The organism is Burkholderia semiarida (genome assembly GCF_029268935.1).
In the GTDB taxonomy this organism is placed as follows: Bacteria; Pseudomonadota; Gammaproteobacteria; order Burkholderiales; family Burkholderiaceae; genus Burkholderia; species Burkholderia semiarida.
On the sequence record NZ_JAHLCL010000008.1, the window covers coordinates 1,194,305 to 1,210,036 of the forward strand.

Annotated in this window: 10 protein-coding genes and 1 riboswitch; of the genes, 7 read left to right on the forward strand and 3 right to left on the reverse strand. The window is 67.2% G+C overall.

Annotated features, from left to right (window positions below):
• The first annotated feature begins 272 nt into the window (after positions 1–272).
• The 3 genes from KPB06_RS28625 to otsA all read left to right on the forward strand — a co-directional run bounded on the left by KPB06_RS28625 (position 273) and on the right by otsA (position 4,212).
• Positions 273–2,357 (forward strand): TonB-dependent receptor, encoded by a 2,085-nt coding sequence (locus KPB06_RS28625; protein ID WP_275905819.1) that lies wholly within the window; start codon positions 273–275, stop codon positions 2,355–2,357.
• A gap of 72 nt (positions 2,358–2,429) precedes the next feature.
• Entirely contained in the window at positions 2,430–2,624 is a 195-nt protein-coding gene (locus KPB06_RS28630) for a hypothetical protein (protein ID WP_275905818.1), read from the forward strand.
• A 181-nt stretch (positions 2,625–2,805) separates the two neighbouring features.
• On the forward strand, positions 2,806–4,212 hold the full coding sequence (gene otsA / locus KPB06_RS28635) for an alpha,alpha-trehalose-phosphate synthase (UDP-forming) (RefSeq protein WP_059574355.1): 1,407 nt from the start codon (positions 2,806–2,808) through the stop codon (positions 4,210–4,212).
• Between the two features lie 125 nt (positions 4,213–4,337).
• On the opposite strand, the gene ftsH is transcribed toward otsA, so the two are convergent.
• Entirely contained in the window at positions 4,338–6,314 is a 1,977-nt protein-coding gene (ftsH, locus tag KPB06_RS28640) for an ATP-dependent zinc metalloprotease FtsH (protein ID WP_060310918.1), read from the reverse strand.
• Positions 6,315–6,787: 473 nt separating this feature from the next.
• On the opposite strand from ftsH, the gene KPB06_RS28645 reads away from it, so the two are divergent.
• Positions 6,788–8,452, forward strand: a complete 1,665-nt coding sequence (locus KPB06_RS28645; RefSeq protein WP_104012753.1) for an acid phosphatase — start codon at positions 6,788–6,790, stop codon at positions 8,450–8,452.
• A 98-nt stretch (positions 8,453–8,550) separates the two neighbouring features.
• Here KPB06_RS28645 and KPB06_RS28650 read toward each other — a convergent pair whose 3' ends face one another.
• Entirely contained in the window at positions 8,551–10,416 is a 1,866-nt protein-coding gene (locus KPB06_RS28650) for a phosphoenolpyruvate carboxykinase (GTP) (RefSeq protein WP_275905817.1), read from the reverse strand.
• Between the two features lie 622 nt (positions 10,417–11,038).
• Positions 11,039–12,625 carry an isocitrate lyase gene (locus KPB06_RS28655; protein WP_059574351.1) on the reverse strand — a complete coding sequence of 529 codons (1,587 nt, stop codon included), beginning with the start codon at positions 12,623–12,625 and terminating at the stop codon, positions 11,039–11,041.
• A gap of 403 nt (positions 12,626–13,028) precedes the next feature.
• Between KPB06_RS28655 and KPB06_RS28660 the strand changes: the two genes are divergently transcribed.
• Genes KPB06_RS28660 through KPB06_RS28670 form a run of 3 tightly spaced genes read left to right on the forward strand, consistent with a single transcriptional unit; the run spans position 13,029 to position 15,211 of the window.
• Positions 13,029–13,550, forward strand: coding sequence for a YbaK/prolyl-tRNA synthetase associated domain-containing protein (locus tag KPB06_RS28660; RefSeq protein ID WP_275905816.1), 522 nt, complete (start codon positions 13,029–13,031; stop codon positions 13,548–13,550).
• Positions 13,547–14,185 carry a helix-turn-helix transcriptional regulator gene (locus tag KPB06_RS28665; protein WP_059574349.1) on the forward strand — a complete coding sequence of 213 codons (639 nt, stop codon included), beginning with the start codon at positions 13,547–13,549 and terminating at the stop codon, positions 14,183–14,185. The genes KPB06_RS28660 and KPB06_RS28665 overlap by 4 nt, the downstream gene beginning before the upstream one ends.
• A 51-nt stretch (positions 14,186–14,236) precedes the next feature.
• Complete coding sequence (locus KPB06_RS28670; RefSeq protein WP_275905815.1) at positions 14,237–15,211, forward strand: threo-3-hydroxy-L-aspartate ammonia-lyase; 975 nt, start codon at positions 14,237–14,239, stop codon at positions 15,209–15,211.
• Positions 15,212–15,512: 301 nt separating this feature from the next.
• A riboswitch (cobalamin riboswitch) is annotated at positions 15,513–15,705 on the forward strand.
• Positions 15,706–15,732: the final 27 nt, after the last annotated feature.

Sequence of the window (15,732 nt, forward strand, 5' to 3'; positions counted from 1 at the left end):
GCCGGCGGTTGCACGCCGCCCGACGCTCCCGCCGCGCCTTCACCGTTCCAACGGAAAGCCGACGAGATCCCATTATCCGGCTTGGAATTTGACATGATATAACATATCATTTCGCGTGCTCGTCCCCCTGACACCGTTCCAGTCAGGTGGCCGCGCGTCGCCGAGCCATGTTCCAACGGGTTACTGCGCGTCACTGACGCAACAATATATCGTATCCATCCGTGACCCGCATCGCTCGTTATCCGATCCCGATTCCAACCGATTCACCGACCATGCGCGACCTCCCTCGCTTACCGCTTCGCCCGCTCTCGTCCCTGTCGCTGATGCTGTTCGCCGCCGTCGCCCACGCGCAGACCGATGCGCCCGCCGCACCCGGCACGCCAGCCGCCTCATCGTCGCCGCTCGCACCGATCTTCGTGACCGCGAACCCGCTCGGCGACGCCGAACCGCTCGCACCGACCGTCCAGCTTTCCGGCGATGCGCTGACGCGCCGCCAGGCCGATTCGCTCGGCGAAACACTCGACGGACTGCCCGGCGTGTCGACCACCACCTACGGGCCGATGGTCGGCCGTCCGATCATCCGCGGGATGGACGGCGACCGGATCCGGCTGCTGCAGAACGGCGTCGCGGCGTATGACGCGTCGTCGCTGTCGTACGACCACGCGGTGCCGCAGGATCCGCTGTCGATCGAGCGCGTCGAGATCGTGCGCGGCCCGGCCGCGCTGCTGTACGGCGGCAATGCGGTGGGCGGCGTGGTCAACACGATCGACAACCGGATTCCGCGCGAGGCGATCCAGGGCGTGACCGGCGCGCTCGACGCGCGCTATGGCGGCGCGAATTCCGTGCGCGCCGGCGCCGCGCAGGTCGAAGGCGGCAACGGCCGCTTCGCGTTCCACGTCGACGCATTCGATCGCGAAACGAGCAAGCTGCGGATTCCCGGCTACGCACGCAGCAGCCAGCAACGCGCGATCGACGGCCCCGATACGCCGCAGCCGGAAGGCAACGTGCCGAACAGCGACGGCCGCGTGCACGGCGGTGCGGTCGGCGCGTCGTATACGTGGGCGGACGGTTTCGCGGGCCTGTCGTACAGCGGCTACGAATCGAACTACGGCTCCGTCGCGGAGAGCGACGTGCGGCTGCGGATGCGCCAGGAACGCCTCGCGCTCGCATCCGAGGTGCGCAACCTGAGCGGGCCGTTCACGAAGCTGAAATTCGATTTCGCCTACACCGATTATCGCCACAAGGAAGTCGACAACGGCGAGACCGCGACCACCTTCCGCAATCGCGGCTACGAGGCGCGCATCGAGGCGCGCCATCGCAAGATCGGGCCGTTCGAAGGCGCGATCGGCGTGCAGTTCGGCCAGAACACGTTCTCGGCGCTGGGCGACGAAATGCTCGTGCCGTCCACGCGCACCAACAGCGTCGCGCTGTTCGGCCTCGAGGAATGGCAGGTCGTCCCGGCGCTGAAGCTGAGCTTCGGCGGCCGCTTCGAGCACGTGAAGGTCGATCCCGATCCGGCCGGCGTCGAGAAATTCGCGCTCGCGCAGCCGCGCGACTTCAACGCGGGCAGCCTGTCGGCCGGCGCGCTGTTCTCGCTGACGCCCGTATGGTCGGTCGCGGCGAACGTCGCGTACACCGAACGCGCGCCGACGTTCTACGAGTTGTATTCGAACGGCCCGCACGATGCGACCGGCCAGTTCCTGATCGGCAACCCGAACGCGTCGAAGGAAAAGGCCGTATCGACCGACCTGTCGCTGCGCTATGCGAGCGGACCGAACCGCGGCAGCGTCGGCGTGTTCTACAACCGCTTCTCGAACTACCTGACCGAATACAACACCGGCCGCGTGGTGGACGACGACGGCGAACCGGTCGCGCCCGGCACCGACGGCTCGCTCAACGAGGCGATCTATCGCGGCGTGCGCGCCGAGTTCTACGGCATCGAGCTGGACGGCAAGTGGCGTGCATTCGCGCGACGCGGCCATACGGTCGATCTCGAACTGACGGCCGACTACACGCGCGCGCGCAACGTCGATACGGGCCAGCCGCTGCCGCGCATCGCGCCGCTGCGCGCGACGCTGGCAGCCGACTACGGCTACGGCCCGTTCGGCGCGCGTGCGCAAGTCACGCACGCGTGGTCGCAGCATCGCGTACCCGACAACGACTTCTCCACCGACGGCTACACGTCGCTCGGCGTGATGCTGACGTACAAGTTCCGCGTCGGGCCTACGCACTGGCTCGCGTACCTGCGCGGCGACAACCTGACGAACCAGGAGATTCGCTACGCGACGTCGGTCGTGCGCGGCTTCGCCCCGCAAGGCGGCCGCAGCGTGATGGCCGGACTGCGCACCACGTTCTGACCTTCGTACGGCCCGCGGCGCCCGCTGCGGGCGAACACGACGCGCTTCGAGGGGAATCTCACGATCGCGCAGATGGACGAGACGACGCAGCGGAACGCGGCGGGGCAGCGCGGCGTCGTCGGCCGGTACGCGCCGCGGAGGCTTGCGCACACTGCGTTCGCCGTGCGGCGCAAGTTTCGGTCCCGCTCGGGCATCGCCCGTTACCGTATCGCTGCCATGGATACCGCGCGGCAGGCGCCCGCCCCGTCCGTCGACACGGACTTTTAAAACGCACGAATGACGAGTATCCTAAAAAAAGCACTTTTCGACCGGGCGGCGAACCGCGTGCCCTGACTCCCGTCCGATCGCCATGCGGCCCCGTCGTATCGCGCACCGCGCGCCGACGGCGGCGTCTGCCTCTCGCGCCTAGGCCGCACGAACCTTCCCCCAACAATCGTCAGGAGAGCTGGTGAGCCGACTCGTCGTCGTATCCAATCGCATCGCGGACCCTCGTAAAGCCGCGGCCGGCGGCCTCGCCGTCGCCGTGAAGGACAGCCTGCAGGAAACCGGCGGCGTCTGGTTCGGCTGGAGCGGCAGGCTACGCGGCGGCGACGATCAGCCCACGCATGGCGACGACGTGCAGGTCCAGAACGTCGGCGGCATTCAGCTCGCGACGGTCGATCTCGATCCGCAGGACTACGACGCTTACTACCTCGGATACTCGAACAACGTGCTGTGGCCGGTGTTTCACTACCGGCTCGATCTCGCGCAGTTCGACCGGCGCTTCGCCGACGGCTACCGGCGCGTGAACCAGTTGTTCGCGCGCAAGCTGCGCACGCTGCTGCGGCCCGACGACGTGATCTGGGTGCACGACTATCAGCTGATTCCGCTCGCCGCCGAGCTGCGCGCGATGGGCTGCACGAATCCGATCGGCTTCTTCCTGCACATTCCGATGCCGCCGCCGCCGATCATGGCCGCGATCCCGGAACACGAATGGCTGATGCGCTCGCTGTTCGCGTACGACCTCGTCGGCTTCCAGACCGAATCGGATCTGCTCCACTTCGAGCATTACGTCGAGGCGGAAGCCGGCGCGGCGCGGCTGCCGGACGGACGGCTGCGGGCATTCGGCCGCACGCTGTCGGCCGGCGCGTTCCCGATCGGCATCAACGTCGACGAGTTCGAGTCGCTCGCGCGCGATCGCGACGGCCTCGACATGTTCGAGCGCATGCGCGACGAATATTCGCGGCGCCAGTTGCTGGTCGGCGTCGACCGGCTCGATTACACGAAAGGGCTGCCGCAGCGCGTGCATGCATTCCGCGAGCTGCTCGAACAGTATCCGGAGAACCGCGACCGCGCGACGCTGATCCAGATCGCCGCGCCGAGCCGCGAGGATCTCGGCGCGTACGACGACCTGCGGCGCGAGATGGACAGCCTGTGCGGCGCGATCAACGGCGACTACGGCGAGCTCGAATGGATGCCGATGCGCTACATTCACCGCACCGTCGCGCGCAAGCGCCTGCCGGGCCTTTACCGCGCGAGCCGGGTCGCGCTCGTCACGCCGCTGCGCGACGGGATGAATCTCGTCGCGAAAGAGTTCCTCGCGGCTCAAGACGCGGCCGACCCGGGCGTGCTCGTGCTGTCGCGTTTCGCGGGTGCGGCCGAACAACTGAAGTCGGCGCTGCTCGTCAATCCGTACGACACGCAAGGCACCGCGCAGGCGATCCAGCGCGCGCTCACGATGCCGCTCGAAGAGCGCCGCCAGCGTCACGCGGCGCTGATGGCGATCATGCGCAAGACCGACGTGCACTGGTGGCGCACGCGCTTTCTCGAAGCGCTCACCGAAGCGGCCGAAGTGGCGGCCGCGACCGAATCCTGACGCGCCGACGCGCGCTCACGCCCCTGCCGCCGCGCATGCGAGCACGACGCCGCTCGACCGATACGTGCGCGTCGCTCATGGCGACTCCGTGGCGGGAAAGAACGGAAAGAAAACGCGCGACGGCTTCATCGATCGGTTTCGTGCGGCCGGCCGTACGCGACGAAATCGCGCTCGACCGCCGACGCCTGCTCCGTTTCGATCGCACCGCCGCGCGCGCTCGTTTCGTCGCCGGGTAATACCGGCGTGGCCGACGACGGTTCGATGCGCCCGTCGATCAGCGCCTGCAGCACATCGCGTTCGAGCACCTCGCATTGCAGCAGCCGTCGCGCGATGCGTTCGAGCGCGTCGCGACGTTCGCCGAGCGTCGCCGCGACCCGCGCATGCGCATCGGCCAGCAGCGTGCGCACCTCGTCGTCGATCATCCGCGCGGTGTGCTCGCTGCAGCGGCCGTCGCCCGCATGCCATGCGCCGGGCAGCCCCTGGCGCGCGTCGCCGTCGTCGAACGTCGCGAGCCCGATCTTCTCGCTCATTCCATACTGCATGACCATGTGGCGCGCCATCGCGGTCGCGCGTTCGAGGTCGTTCTGCGCGCCGGTCGACACATCGCCGAACACGAGTTCTTCCGCCACGCGCCCGCCGAGCAGCGCGTCGATCCGGTCGAGCAGCTCGCTGCGGCGCAGGACGTAGCGATCCTCGGTCGGCACCTGCTGCGTGTAGCCGAGTGCGGCGACGCCGCGCGGAATGATCGACACCTTCTTCACCGGGTCGCAATGCGCGCGGCTTTCCGCGACGAGCGCGTGGCCGGCTTCGTGATACGCGATGGTCAGCTTCTCCTGCTCGTTCATCACGCGGCTCTTGCGCTCGAGGCCCGTCAGCGCGCGGTCGATCGCCTCGTCGAAGTCGGCCATGCCGACTGCCGGCTTGCCGAGTTCGGCCGCATGCAGCGCGGCCTCGTTGACGACGTTCGCGAGATCGGCGCCGACGAAGCCCGGCGTGCGCGACGCGAGCTCGCCGAGATCGACGTCGGCCGCGAGCTTCACGCGCTTCACGTGCACGCCGAGGATCTGGCGGCGGCCGTTCACGTCCGGCCGGTCGATCGCGATGTGGCGATCGAAACGCCCCGGCCTCAGCAGTGCAGGATCGAGGATCTCGGGCCGGTTCGTCGCGGCCATGATGATCACGCCGGAGCCGGCCTGGAAACCGTCCATCTCGACCAGCAACTGGTTGAGCGTCTGTTCGCGCTCGTCGTTGCCCGACATCGGGCCGACGCCGCGCACCTTGCCGAGCGCATCGAGCTCGTCGACGAACACGATGCACGGCGCCTTCTGCTGCGCCTGCTCGAAGAGGTCGCGCACGCGCGCGGCGCCCACGCCGACGAACATCTCGACGAACGCCGAGCCGCTGATCGAGAAGAACGGCACGGCCGCCTCGCCCGCCACCGCGCGCGCGAGCAGCGTCTTGCCCGTACCCGGCGCGCCGACGACGAGCACGCCTTTCGGAATCTTGCCGCCGAGCCGCTGGTAGCGGTCGGGGTTGCGCAGGAACGCGACGAGCTGCTGCAGTTCGGCCTTCGCTTCGTCGATGCCGGCGATGTCGTCGAACGTGATGCCGGTTTCCTGCTGCACGTACACGCGCGCGCGGCTCTTGCCCATGCCGGTGAAGTCCTGCAGCCCGCCGCGCTTGCGCAGCATCATGTTCCATACGAACACGAGCAGCATCAGCGGCAGCAGCCACGACGCGAGCGATGTGAGCCAGCCGGTGTCGGGCGTGCCGTGATAGCGGATGCCGGCGGCGGTCAGCGTGTCGATCAGGTGCTCGTCGGTCACGCGGCTGGTCGTGAAGCGCCACGGCGCGCCGGCCTGCCGCACGACCGCGGCATCGGACGCAGGCAGGATCGTGCCGGCCTGCGGCATCTTCAGCGTGCCCGAGATCGACGCCGGGCCGACCTCGAGATCGTCGACGAGCCGCGCCGCGACGAGCCGGTGGAAATCGCTGTATGCGATCGGCGCCGACGTCGGGCGCAGCATCAGCAACTGCGCGGCGAACAGCACGAAGAAGCCCGCCGCGATCAGCAATCCCGGGTAGTCGAATTTCCTGTCCATGGCATCGGGCCGGCCCTGCCTGTTGCGCGGCGTGCGCTCACGCCGGCACGCGCGCGCATCCGGTATGCGGCCGCGGCAGCCATGCGAAAACGGCATGCATCCGCGCCATCGTCGCCTCGCTGTGTCGCGTCGTTCGTCGCATCGATCCCGCCTCGGCAACCCCATCGGCCGGCGTCGCCGGGCGGCCCTCGCCCGGGCGGCACGCCGCGACGCACCGCCCCTGGTTCAAGTCTAGTTCGCGCACGGACGTCGCGCATCGCTCGCCGTGCGAGCGTCGAATCGTCAGACGAACGGCTTTCATCCGCCCCCTTGCCGCGTTATAGTCGCGTGCATGACATTTTCGTGACAGCCGCAGTGCGCCGCCTCGCACGATGCCGGCCGTTGCATTTTTTCGCCCTGCGTCGCGTCAGTCCGCGCGATGCCGGCGCGCATCGAACGACAACACCCACCCGCCCACCCGAGGAGCCCACGACGTGAACGACACCCCCGATCGCCCCGACGACCTTCCCGCCGATCCCGACCGCCGCCGTGTGCTCGGCGGCCTCGCCGCGATCGGCGCCGGTGTCGCGCTCGCCGGCTGCGAAACCACCGCGGGCAACGCGCCGCGTTCGGCCGCCGACCTGCGCATCGACGAAGCGTTGCGCCAGCGCGTGCGCCACATCGTCGTGATCTATGCGGAAAACCGCAGCTTCGCGAACCTGTACGGCGATTTCCCCGGCGTGCGCTACCCGCTGAGCGAAGTGCGCCCCGAGCACGCGCAGCAACTCGATCGCGACGGCAAGACGCCGCTGCCGGTGCTGCCGAAGATCTGGGGCGGGCTCGTGCCGCAGGCGCAGGAAGTGGACGGCAAGCGCTACGCGATCGCGGAGCGCGACATCGACAAGCTGCCGAACGCGCCGTTCCGGATTTCGGACGCGCAGGGCAAGCCGCTGCCGAACGGCGTGATCACGCGCGACCTGTGGCATCGCTTCTACCAGAACCAGATGCAGATCGCGGGCGGCCGCAACAACCAGTTCGCCGCGTGGGCCGATTCGGGCGGCCTCGTGATGGGCCATTACCGCAATTCAGCCGACACGCTGCGACTGTGGAATCTCGCACGGCAATACACGCTGTGCGACAACTTCTTCATGGCGGCCTTCGGCGGCTCGTGGATGAACCACATGTTCCTGATCTCCGCGCAGCCGCCGCTGTATCCGGACGCGCACAAGCATCCGCATGCGGCGAAGCTGTTGTCGAAGGTCGAAGGCGACGATCCGGCCGGCACGCGCCTGAAGCTCGCCGACGATTCGCCCGCGTCCGCGCTCGACGGCCCGCCGAAATTCGCGGTCGACGGCCCGCTGACGCCGGACGGGTACGGCGTGAACACGATGGCGCCGCCGTACCAGCCGAGCTACGTGCCGCCGCCCGATCCGGGCAACGCCGCGTATGCGGATCCGGCCGACCATCGCGTGATGCCGCCGCAGGGCTACGCGACGATCGGCGACCGCCTGTCGGAGAAGAACATCGACTGGGCGTGGTACAGCGGCGCGTGGCAGTACGCGCTCGATCATCGCGACACGGGCACGGTGCCCGACTTCCAGTATCACCACCAGCCGTTCAACTACTTCGCGAACTACGCGCCCGGCACCGAAGCCCGCCGCAAGCATTTGCGCGACGCGGGGCTCGGCGACGAACCGTCGACCAACCACTTCATCGCCGACATCGACGCGGGGCGCCTGCCTGCCGTCACGTTCTACAAGCCGCAGGGCAACCTGAACATGCACGCGGGCTATGCGGACATCGAATCGGGCGACCGCCACATCGCGACCGTGATCGACCATATCCGGCGCGGGCCGCAATGGGAACACACCGTGATCGTGATGACGCACGACGAGAACGGCGGCTGGTGGGATCACGTCGCGCCGCCGGTCGGCGATCGCTGGGGCCCCGGCTCGCGCATCCCGGCGCTCGTGATCTCGCCGTTCGCGAAAAAGGGCTTCGTCGATCACACGCTGTACGACACGAATTCGATCCTGCGCTTCATCAGCCGCGTGCACGGGCTCGCGCCGCTCGACGGCGTGGTCCGGCGCGACAACGCGTTCGCCGCGCGCGGCGCGACGCCGCCGGGCGATTTGACGAACGCGCTCGATCTCGGCTAACCGCCGGTCGATCGCCGGAAACGACGACGCCCCGGGCCATGCGATGGATGGCCCGGGGCGTTCATGACGCTTTCAGGGGGTGACGTCGATTGCTGTCGTCAGCCACCGATACGCTGCTCAATTTTCTTCATCGTGTCGCTCATTTCAGCCGGCAAGCGCAGCTTCAACGTATCGAACAGCGCCGCGTGCAGCTTCAGCTCCTCGCGCCATTCGTCGGCGTTCATCGACGTCACCGCATCGAACTGATCGCGCGTGAAATCGAGGCCGTCCCAGTGCAGGTCTTCATACGCAGGCGACACGCCGAACGCATGCTCGCCGCCACCGCCAGTGCCCTCGAGACGATCGAGCATCCACTTCAGCACGCGCATGTTCTCGCCGAAGCCCGGCCACACGAACTTGCCGTTCGCATCCTTGCGGAACCAGTTCACGCAATAGATCTTCGGCAGCGTCGCGCCGGCGGCTTCGAGCTGCTTGCCAAGCTTGAGCCAGTGCGCGAAATAATCGCTGACGTTGTAGCCGCAGAACGGCAGCATCGCGAACGGATCGCGGCGCACGACGCCCTGCTGGCCGACGGCCGCCGCGGTCGTCTCGGAGCCCATCGTCGCGGCCATGTACACGCCTTCGACCCAGTCGCGCGCTTCCGTGACGAGCGGCACCGTCGTCGAGCGGCGGCCGCCGAAGATGAACGCGTCGATCGGCACGCCGGCCGGGCTTTCCCAGTCGTCGTCGATCGACGGGCACTGCGCGGCCGGCGCGGTGAAGCGTGAATTCGGATGCGCGGCCTTGCGGCCGGTTTCCTTGCCAATCTCGGGCGTCCACGGATTGCCCTGCCAGTCGGTCAGCTTCGCAGGCGGCGTGTCGGTCAGCCCTTCCCACCACACGTCGCCGTCTTCCGTCAGCGCGACGTTCGTGAAGATCACGTTTTCCTTCAGCGTGGCGATCGCGTTCGGGTTGGTCTTCACGCCGGTACCCGGCGCCACGCCGAAGAAACCGGCTTCCGGGTTGATCGCATACAGGCGGCCGTCGCGGCCCGGCTTCAGCCACGCGATGTCGTCGCCGATCGTCGTGACCTTCCAGCCGTCGAAGCCCTGCGGCGGGATCAGCATCGCGAAGTTGGTCTTGCCGCACGCGGACGGGAACGCGGCCGCGACGTGATACTTCTTGCCGGCCGGCGACGTCACGCCGAGGATCAGCATGTGTTCCGCGAGCCAGCCCTGATCGCGGCCCATCGTCGACGCGATGCGCAGTGCGAAGCACTTCTTGCCGAGCAGCGCATTGCCGCCGTAGCCCGAGCCGAAGCTCCAGATCTCGCGCGTTTCGGGAAAGTGCACGATGTACTTCACCGGATTGCACGGCCACCGCACGTCCTGCTGGCCGGCTTCGAGCGGATGGCCGACGCTGTGCACGCACGGCACGAAATCGCCGTCCTCGCCGAGCACGTCGTACACGTCGCGCCCCATGCGCGTCATGATCCGCATGTTCACCGCGACGTACGGGCTGTCGGACAACTCGACGCCGACGTGCGCGATCGGCGAGCCGAGCGGGCCCATCGAGAACGGCACGACGTACAGCGTGCGGCCGCGCATCGCGCCGCGGAACAGACCGTTGAGCGTCTCGCGCATTTCGGCCGGATCGATCCAGTTGTTGGTCGGACCGACGTCGTCGCGCGAAGCCGCGCAGATGAACGTGCGATCCTCCACGCGCGCGACGTCAGACGGATCGGATTGCGCGAGATACGAGTTCGGGCGCTTCGCCGGGTTCAGGCGCGTGAGCGTGCCCTGGTCGACCATCGCCTGGCACAGCGCGTCGTATTCTTCCTGCGAACCGTCACACCACACGACGCGCTCGGGCTCCGTGAGCGCCGCGATGCGCGATACCCAGTCGATGAGCTCGCGATGCTTGACGAAGGCCGGCGGAGCGATCAGCGGGCCATGTGTTGCTTCGGCCAAAGTGTTTTGCGACATGGGGATGTCTCCAGATTATTGGGCGGGGGATGGGGGATGCGGGGTGAACCCGCGAGATGGGAATGCGTGCGGAGCGCAGGGAGCGGCAGCGCGCAGCAGGACGGGACGCGCGAGCGGAGCGCGCGTCGATGCCGCGATGCGGGCGAGAGAAGGTGATGTCTCGTATATAAGCGTGCGAACGCGAGTTTCGCCATGCAAGCAACCTGCCATACAACTCCATGTCGGCCAGCATACCATCGCCGTTATTGGGCGGGCGTTGCGTTGCAGCAAGAAACCCGCTGCGCCGACGCGCCGGCATGCGCGTTGCGGGCAGGTTCTTTTTACGGCGTCGTCGCACACAGTTTGGGGACGAAACGCGTGTGACGACCGCCCTGCAAGGGTTTCGCACGAGCGGCAATTTCAACCTGCCGCTTGGGCAAACGAACAACGCGAACACACGCCGTGCGAATCAGCGTTTTCGCTACTCAGGCAAACCCTGAATCAGTTGCGTACACAAACATCCTGTTCGAATCGCGATAGACGCCCCCGCTCGAAACGAGGTGCCGGGCAATCACGCGCTCCGCGCGTCGAATGAAAAAAAGCCAACCCGTCACGGATTGGCTTTCTGCCGCGGATATGACGATTACGCGAACTGGTTCATCGTGTTGTCCTTGCCCGCTGCCTTCAGCGCCGCTTCGCCGCTGAAGTATTCCTTGTGATCGTCGCCGATGTCCGAACCGGACATGTTCTGGTGCTTCACGCACGCGATGCCCTGACGGATTTCCTTGCGCTGCACGCCGGCCACGTAGCCGAGCATGCCCTGATCGCCGAAGTATTCCTTGGCCAGGTTGTCGGTCGACAGCGCGGCCGTGTGGTACGTCGGCAGCGTGATCAGGTGGTGGAAGATGCCTGCTTCACGCGATGCATCGGCCTGGAACGTACGGATCTTCTCGTCGGCGAGCTTGGCCAGTTCGGTGTCGTCGTATTCGACGCTCATCAGTTGCGCGCGGTCGTACGCCGACACGTCCTTGCCTTCGGCCTTCATCGCGTCGTACGCCTGCTGACGGAAATTCAGCGTCCAGTTGAACGACGGGCTGTTGTTGTACACCAGCTTCGCGTTCGGGATCACCTTGCGGATCTCGCTGACCATGCCGCCGATCTGCGCGATATGCGGCTTTTCGGTTTCGATCCACAGCAGGTCGGCGCCGTTCTGCAGCGACGTGATGCAGTCGAGCACGCAACGCGCTTCGCCCGTGCCGGCGCGGAACTGGAACAGGTTGCTCGGCAGGCGCTTCGGACGCAGCAGCTTGCCGTCGCGCTTGATGACGACGTCACCGTTGCCCAGCTGATCGGCCGACAGCTCCTCGCAGTCGAGGAACGAGTTGTATTGATCGCCCAGGTCGCCCGGCTGGTTCGTCACGGCGATCTGCTTGGTCAGGCCGGCGCCCAGCGAATCGGTACGCGCGACGATGATGCCGTCGTCCACGCCCAGCTCCAGGAACGCGTAGCGAATCGCGCGGATCTTCGCGAGGAAGTCCTCGTGCGGCACCGTGACCTTGCCGTCCTGATGGCCGCACTGCTTCTCGTCCGACACCTGGTTCTCGATCTGGATGCAGCACGCACCCGCTTCGATGAACTGCTTGGCCAGCAGGTAGGTCGCCTCCGCGTTGCCGAAGCCGGCGTCGATGTCGGCGATGATCGGCACGACGTGCGTGACGTGGTTGTCGATCTTTTCCTGGATCGCGGCCTTGGCAGCCGGGTCCTTCGCCGCATCCAGCTCGCGGAACAGGCCGCCCAGCTCACGGGCGTCGGCCTGGCGCAGGAACGTGTACAGCTCGCGGATCAGCGCGCTGACCGAGGTCTTTTCGTGCATCGACTGGTCCGGCAGCGGGCCGAACTCCGAGCGCAGCGCGGCGACCATCCAGCCCGACAGATACAGGTAGCGGCGTTCGGTGCTGTTGAAGTGCTTCTTGATCGAGATCATCTTCTGCTGGCCGATGAAGCCGTGCCAGCAACCCAGCGACTGCGTGTACTTGGACGGATCGGCGTCGTACGCGGCCATGTCGGCGCGCATGATCTTCGCGGTGTACTTCGCGATGTCCAGGCCGGTCTTGAACTTGTTCTGGGCACGCATGCGGGCCGCATACTCGGGGCTGATGGCGTTCCACGCGCTGCCGTGGTTTTCCTTCAAGCCAGCCACTGCCTTGATGTCGTCTTGATATTGGGACATGTCTATCTCCTGGGAACGAAGCGCATTTGAGTAAAGAGTTCAGCGTGCCCGCCGCGTGTGACGAAGCGAACTGCATGGACTCAATAGTAATCCCGCCCGGCAACATTTCGGTCAAGTCTTATATAAGACATAAGATATAAATTTTTGTTGTTTTTCAATGAGATAGCCACGCGTTTTTGCGATGCAAAACACGGTTTCAAGCGGCGGTAAAACGCCGCGGCGGGAAGCCGATGCGAATTCCGCGATATGAAATCTCCTTTCGGCTGCTGGAGAACGGGCCGCGCGGGCAAGGCCGGACAGCGACGACTGCTCTCCCCTTTGTCATGGCTGCGACAAAACGTCTATACTTGGACAATTCTTTGATTCACGCGCGTCTGCGCCTCTGCCCGCCTCCCGGAGCGCCATGAACGACTCTCCCGTTTTCGACACGCTTTGCGAACTGCTGACTACCTCCGGCGCGCGTTTCCGCGTGCTCGAGCATCCGGCGGAAGGCAAATCCGACGCGATCGCCGCGCTGCGCGGCACGCGCCCCGAACAGGGCGCGAAGGCGATGCTCTGCACGTTCAAGGACGGCGGCGGCGCCACCGCGCTCGCGGTGATTCCCGGCCACCTGAAGATCGACTTCCGCAAGGTCGCCGATGCGGTCGGCCGGCGCAAGGCGACGCTCGCCTCGCCCGACCTCGCGGCCGCCGTCACGCGCTGCGTGATGGGCGCCGTGCCGCCGTTCGTATTCGATGCGAACGTGACGCTCGTCGTCGATCCGGCGCTGGTCGAGCGCAACGCCGAGATCGCGTTCAACGCGGGCCGCCTCGACCGCTCGGTCGTGCTCGACACGGCCGACTACGTCCGGATCGCGCGCCCGCTGCTGGCCGACATCACGCGCCCCGAGACGACGGACGCGCCCGCCCCGCAGGAGCACGCATGAGCACGAACCGCAAACCGCTGCTGTCGGAGCAGGCATCGCTGATCGAGCAGGTGCAGCGCATCGCCGAAGGGCTCGGCGAGATGTTCGCGCCGTTCACCGAGGTCGTCGTGCACGACCTGCGCACGCCCGAGCACGCGATCCTCGCGATTCACAACAACCTGTCCGGGCGCGCGGTCGGCGACCCGGCGACCGAACTCGGCCTCGCGCGCATCGCCGACGACGATTTCCCGCAGGTGCTCGCGAACTATCCGAACCGCTTCGCCGACGGCCGCACTGCGAAAAGCACGTCGATCGGCATCAAGGATTCGACCGGGCGCTACGTGGCCGCGCTGTGCCTGAATGCCGACGTCACGCTGTTCCGCGGCTTCCAGGGCATGCTGAGCCAGTTCTGCCGCACGGACGGCGAAGCCGTCGTCGAAACGCTCGACCCGGCCGGCGCGGACGCGATCCGGCAGCGCATCGACGCCTTCGCGACACGCCTCGCGACGACGCCGCGCGAGCTGAAGACCGACCAGCGCCGCGAGCTGATGCACACGCTGAAGGCGGACGGCTTCCTCGAGGTGCGCCGCGCGATGGAAATCGTGTCGCAGCATCTCGGCGTGTCGCGCGCCACCGTCTACAACGATGCGAAGTGACGCGGCGCGCCCCGCATTCCAATTGACTGACTTTTTCGACCCCGAGCGACCATGAATTCTCCGACTCTCCCCACGTACGACGACGTCGCCGCCGCCGCGGCCCGGCTCGAAGGCCATGCGCACCGCACGCCGGTGATGACGTCGCGGACGATCGACGACGCGCTCGGCGCGCAGGTGTTCTTCAAGTGCGAGAACCTGCAGCGCATGGGCGCGTTCAAGTTCCGCGGCGCGTTCAACGCGCTGTCGCGCTTCGACGCGGAACAGCGCCGCCACGGCGTCGTCGCGTTCTCGTCGGGCAACCATGCGCAGGCGATCGCGCTGTCGGCGCGCATCCTCGGCATTCCCGCGACGATCGTGATGCCGCAGGACGCGCCGGCCGCGAAGATGGCCGCGACGCGCGGCTACGGCGGCAACGTCGTGACCTACGACCGCTACACCGAGGATCGCGAGCAGATCGGGCGCGAGCTCGCGGAAAAGCACGGGCTCACGCTGGTTCCGCCCTACGATCACCCGGACGTGATCGCCGGCCAGGGCACCGCGGCCAAGGAACTGTTCGACGAAGTCGGCCCGCTCGACGCGGTGTTCACGCCGCTCGGCGGCGGCGGGCTGCTGTCGGGCACCGCGCTCGCCACGCGCGCGCTGTCGCCGCACGCGAAGCTGTACGGCGTCGAGCCCGAAGCCGGCAACGACGCGCAGCAATCGTTCCGGTCCGGCACGATCGTGCACATCGACACGCCGCGCACGATCGCCGACGGCGCGCAGACGCAGCACGTCGGCAACCTCACGTTCCCGATCCTGCGCCGCGACGTCGACGACATCCTGACCGCGACGGACGCGGAGCTGGTCGACTGCATGCGCTTCTTCGCCACGCGCATGAAGCTCGTCGTCGAGCCGACCGGCTGCCTGGCGTTCGCCGCGGTGCGACGGATGAAGGACGCGCTGCAGGGCAAGCGCGTCGGCGTGGTGATCAGCGGCGGCAACGTCGATCTCGAGAACTTCTGCGCGCTGGTGTCGGCACCGGCCTGAGCGTCACGGCGCGCATGAAGATCCTGTCATGCGCGCACCGCCCCGCCTCCACGTCGCGCCAGGTTTCGCGCCGCGGACTGATTACGTCGTCGTCCCGAAGTCGGTCTGAAGGCGTCTTCATGAATACGCGCGCGATCGCCGCCGCCCGGGCGCGACGGCATGCGTTGGAACCCGACCATTTCTTCAGACCTGAAACGCCGCCCGGGCACCTCGAACGCAAGCATCCGGAAAGCCGACACCGGGTAATGACGTTTTTTCGCATCCGCGCGCCCGGACGATTGACGTGCCCGACCGCGCGCCATTACCCTTGCGCGCTGATGGTTCCCAGGGATGGGATCAAAAGGGAACGCAGGCGAGGCGACGTCTCGAATCTGCGGCTGCCCCCGCAACTGTGAGCGGCGAATCCGTGCCACCGCATGCCACTGGGAAACCGGGAAGGCCCGCACGGATGGCGACCCGCGAGCCAGGAGACCTGCCATCGACCCGAGGTCCAGCAGCCGCACCGGGCGGGGTGTCCCGAT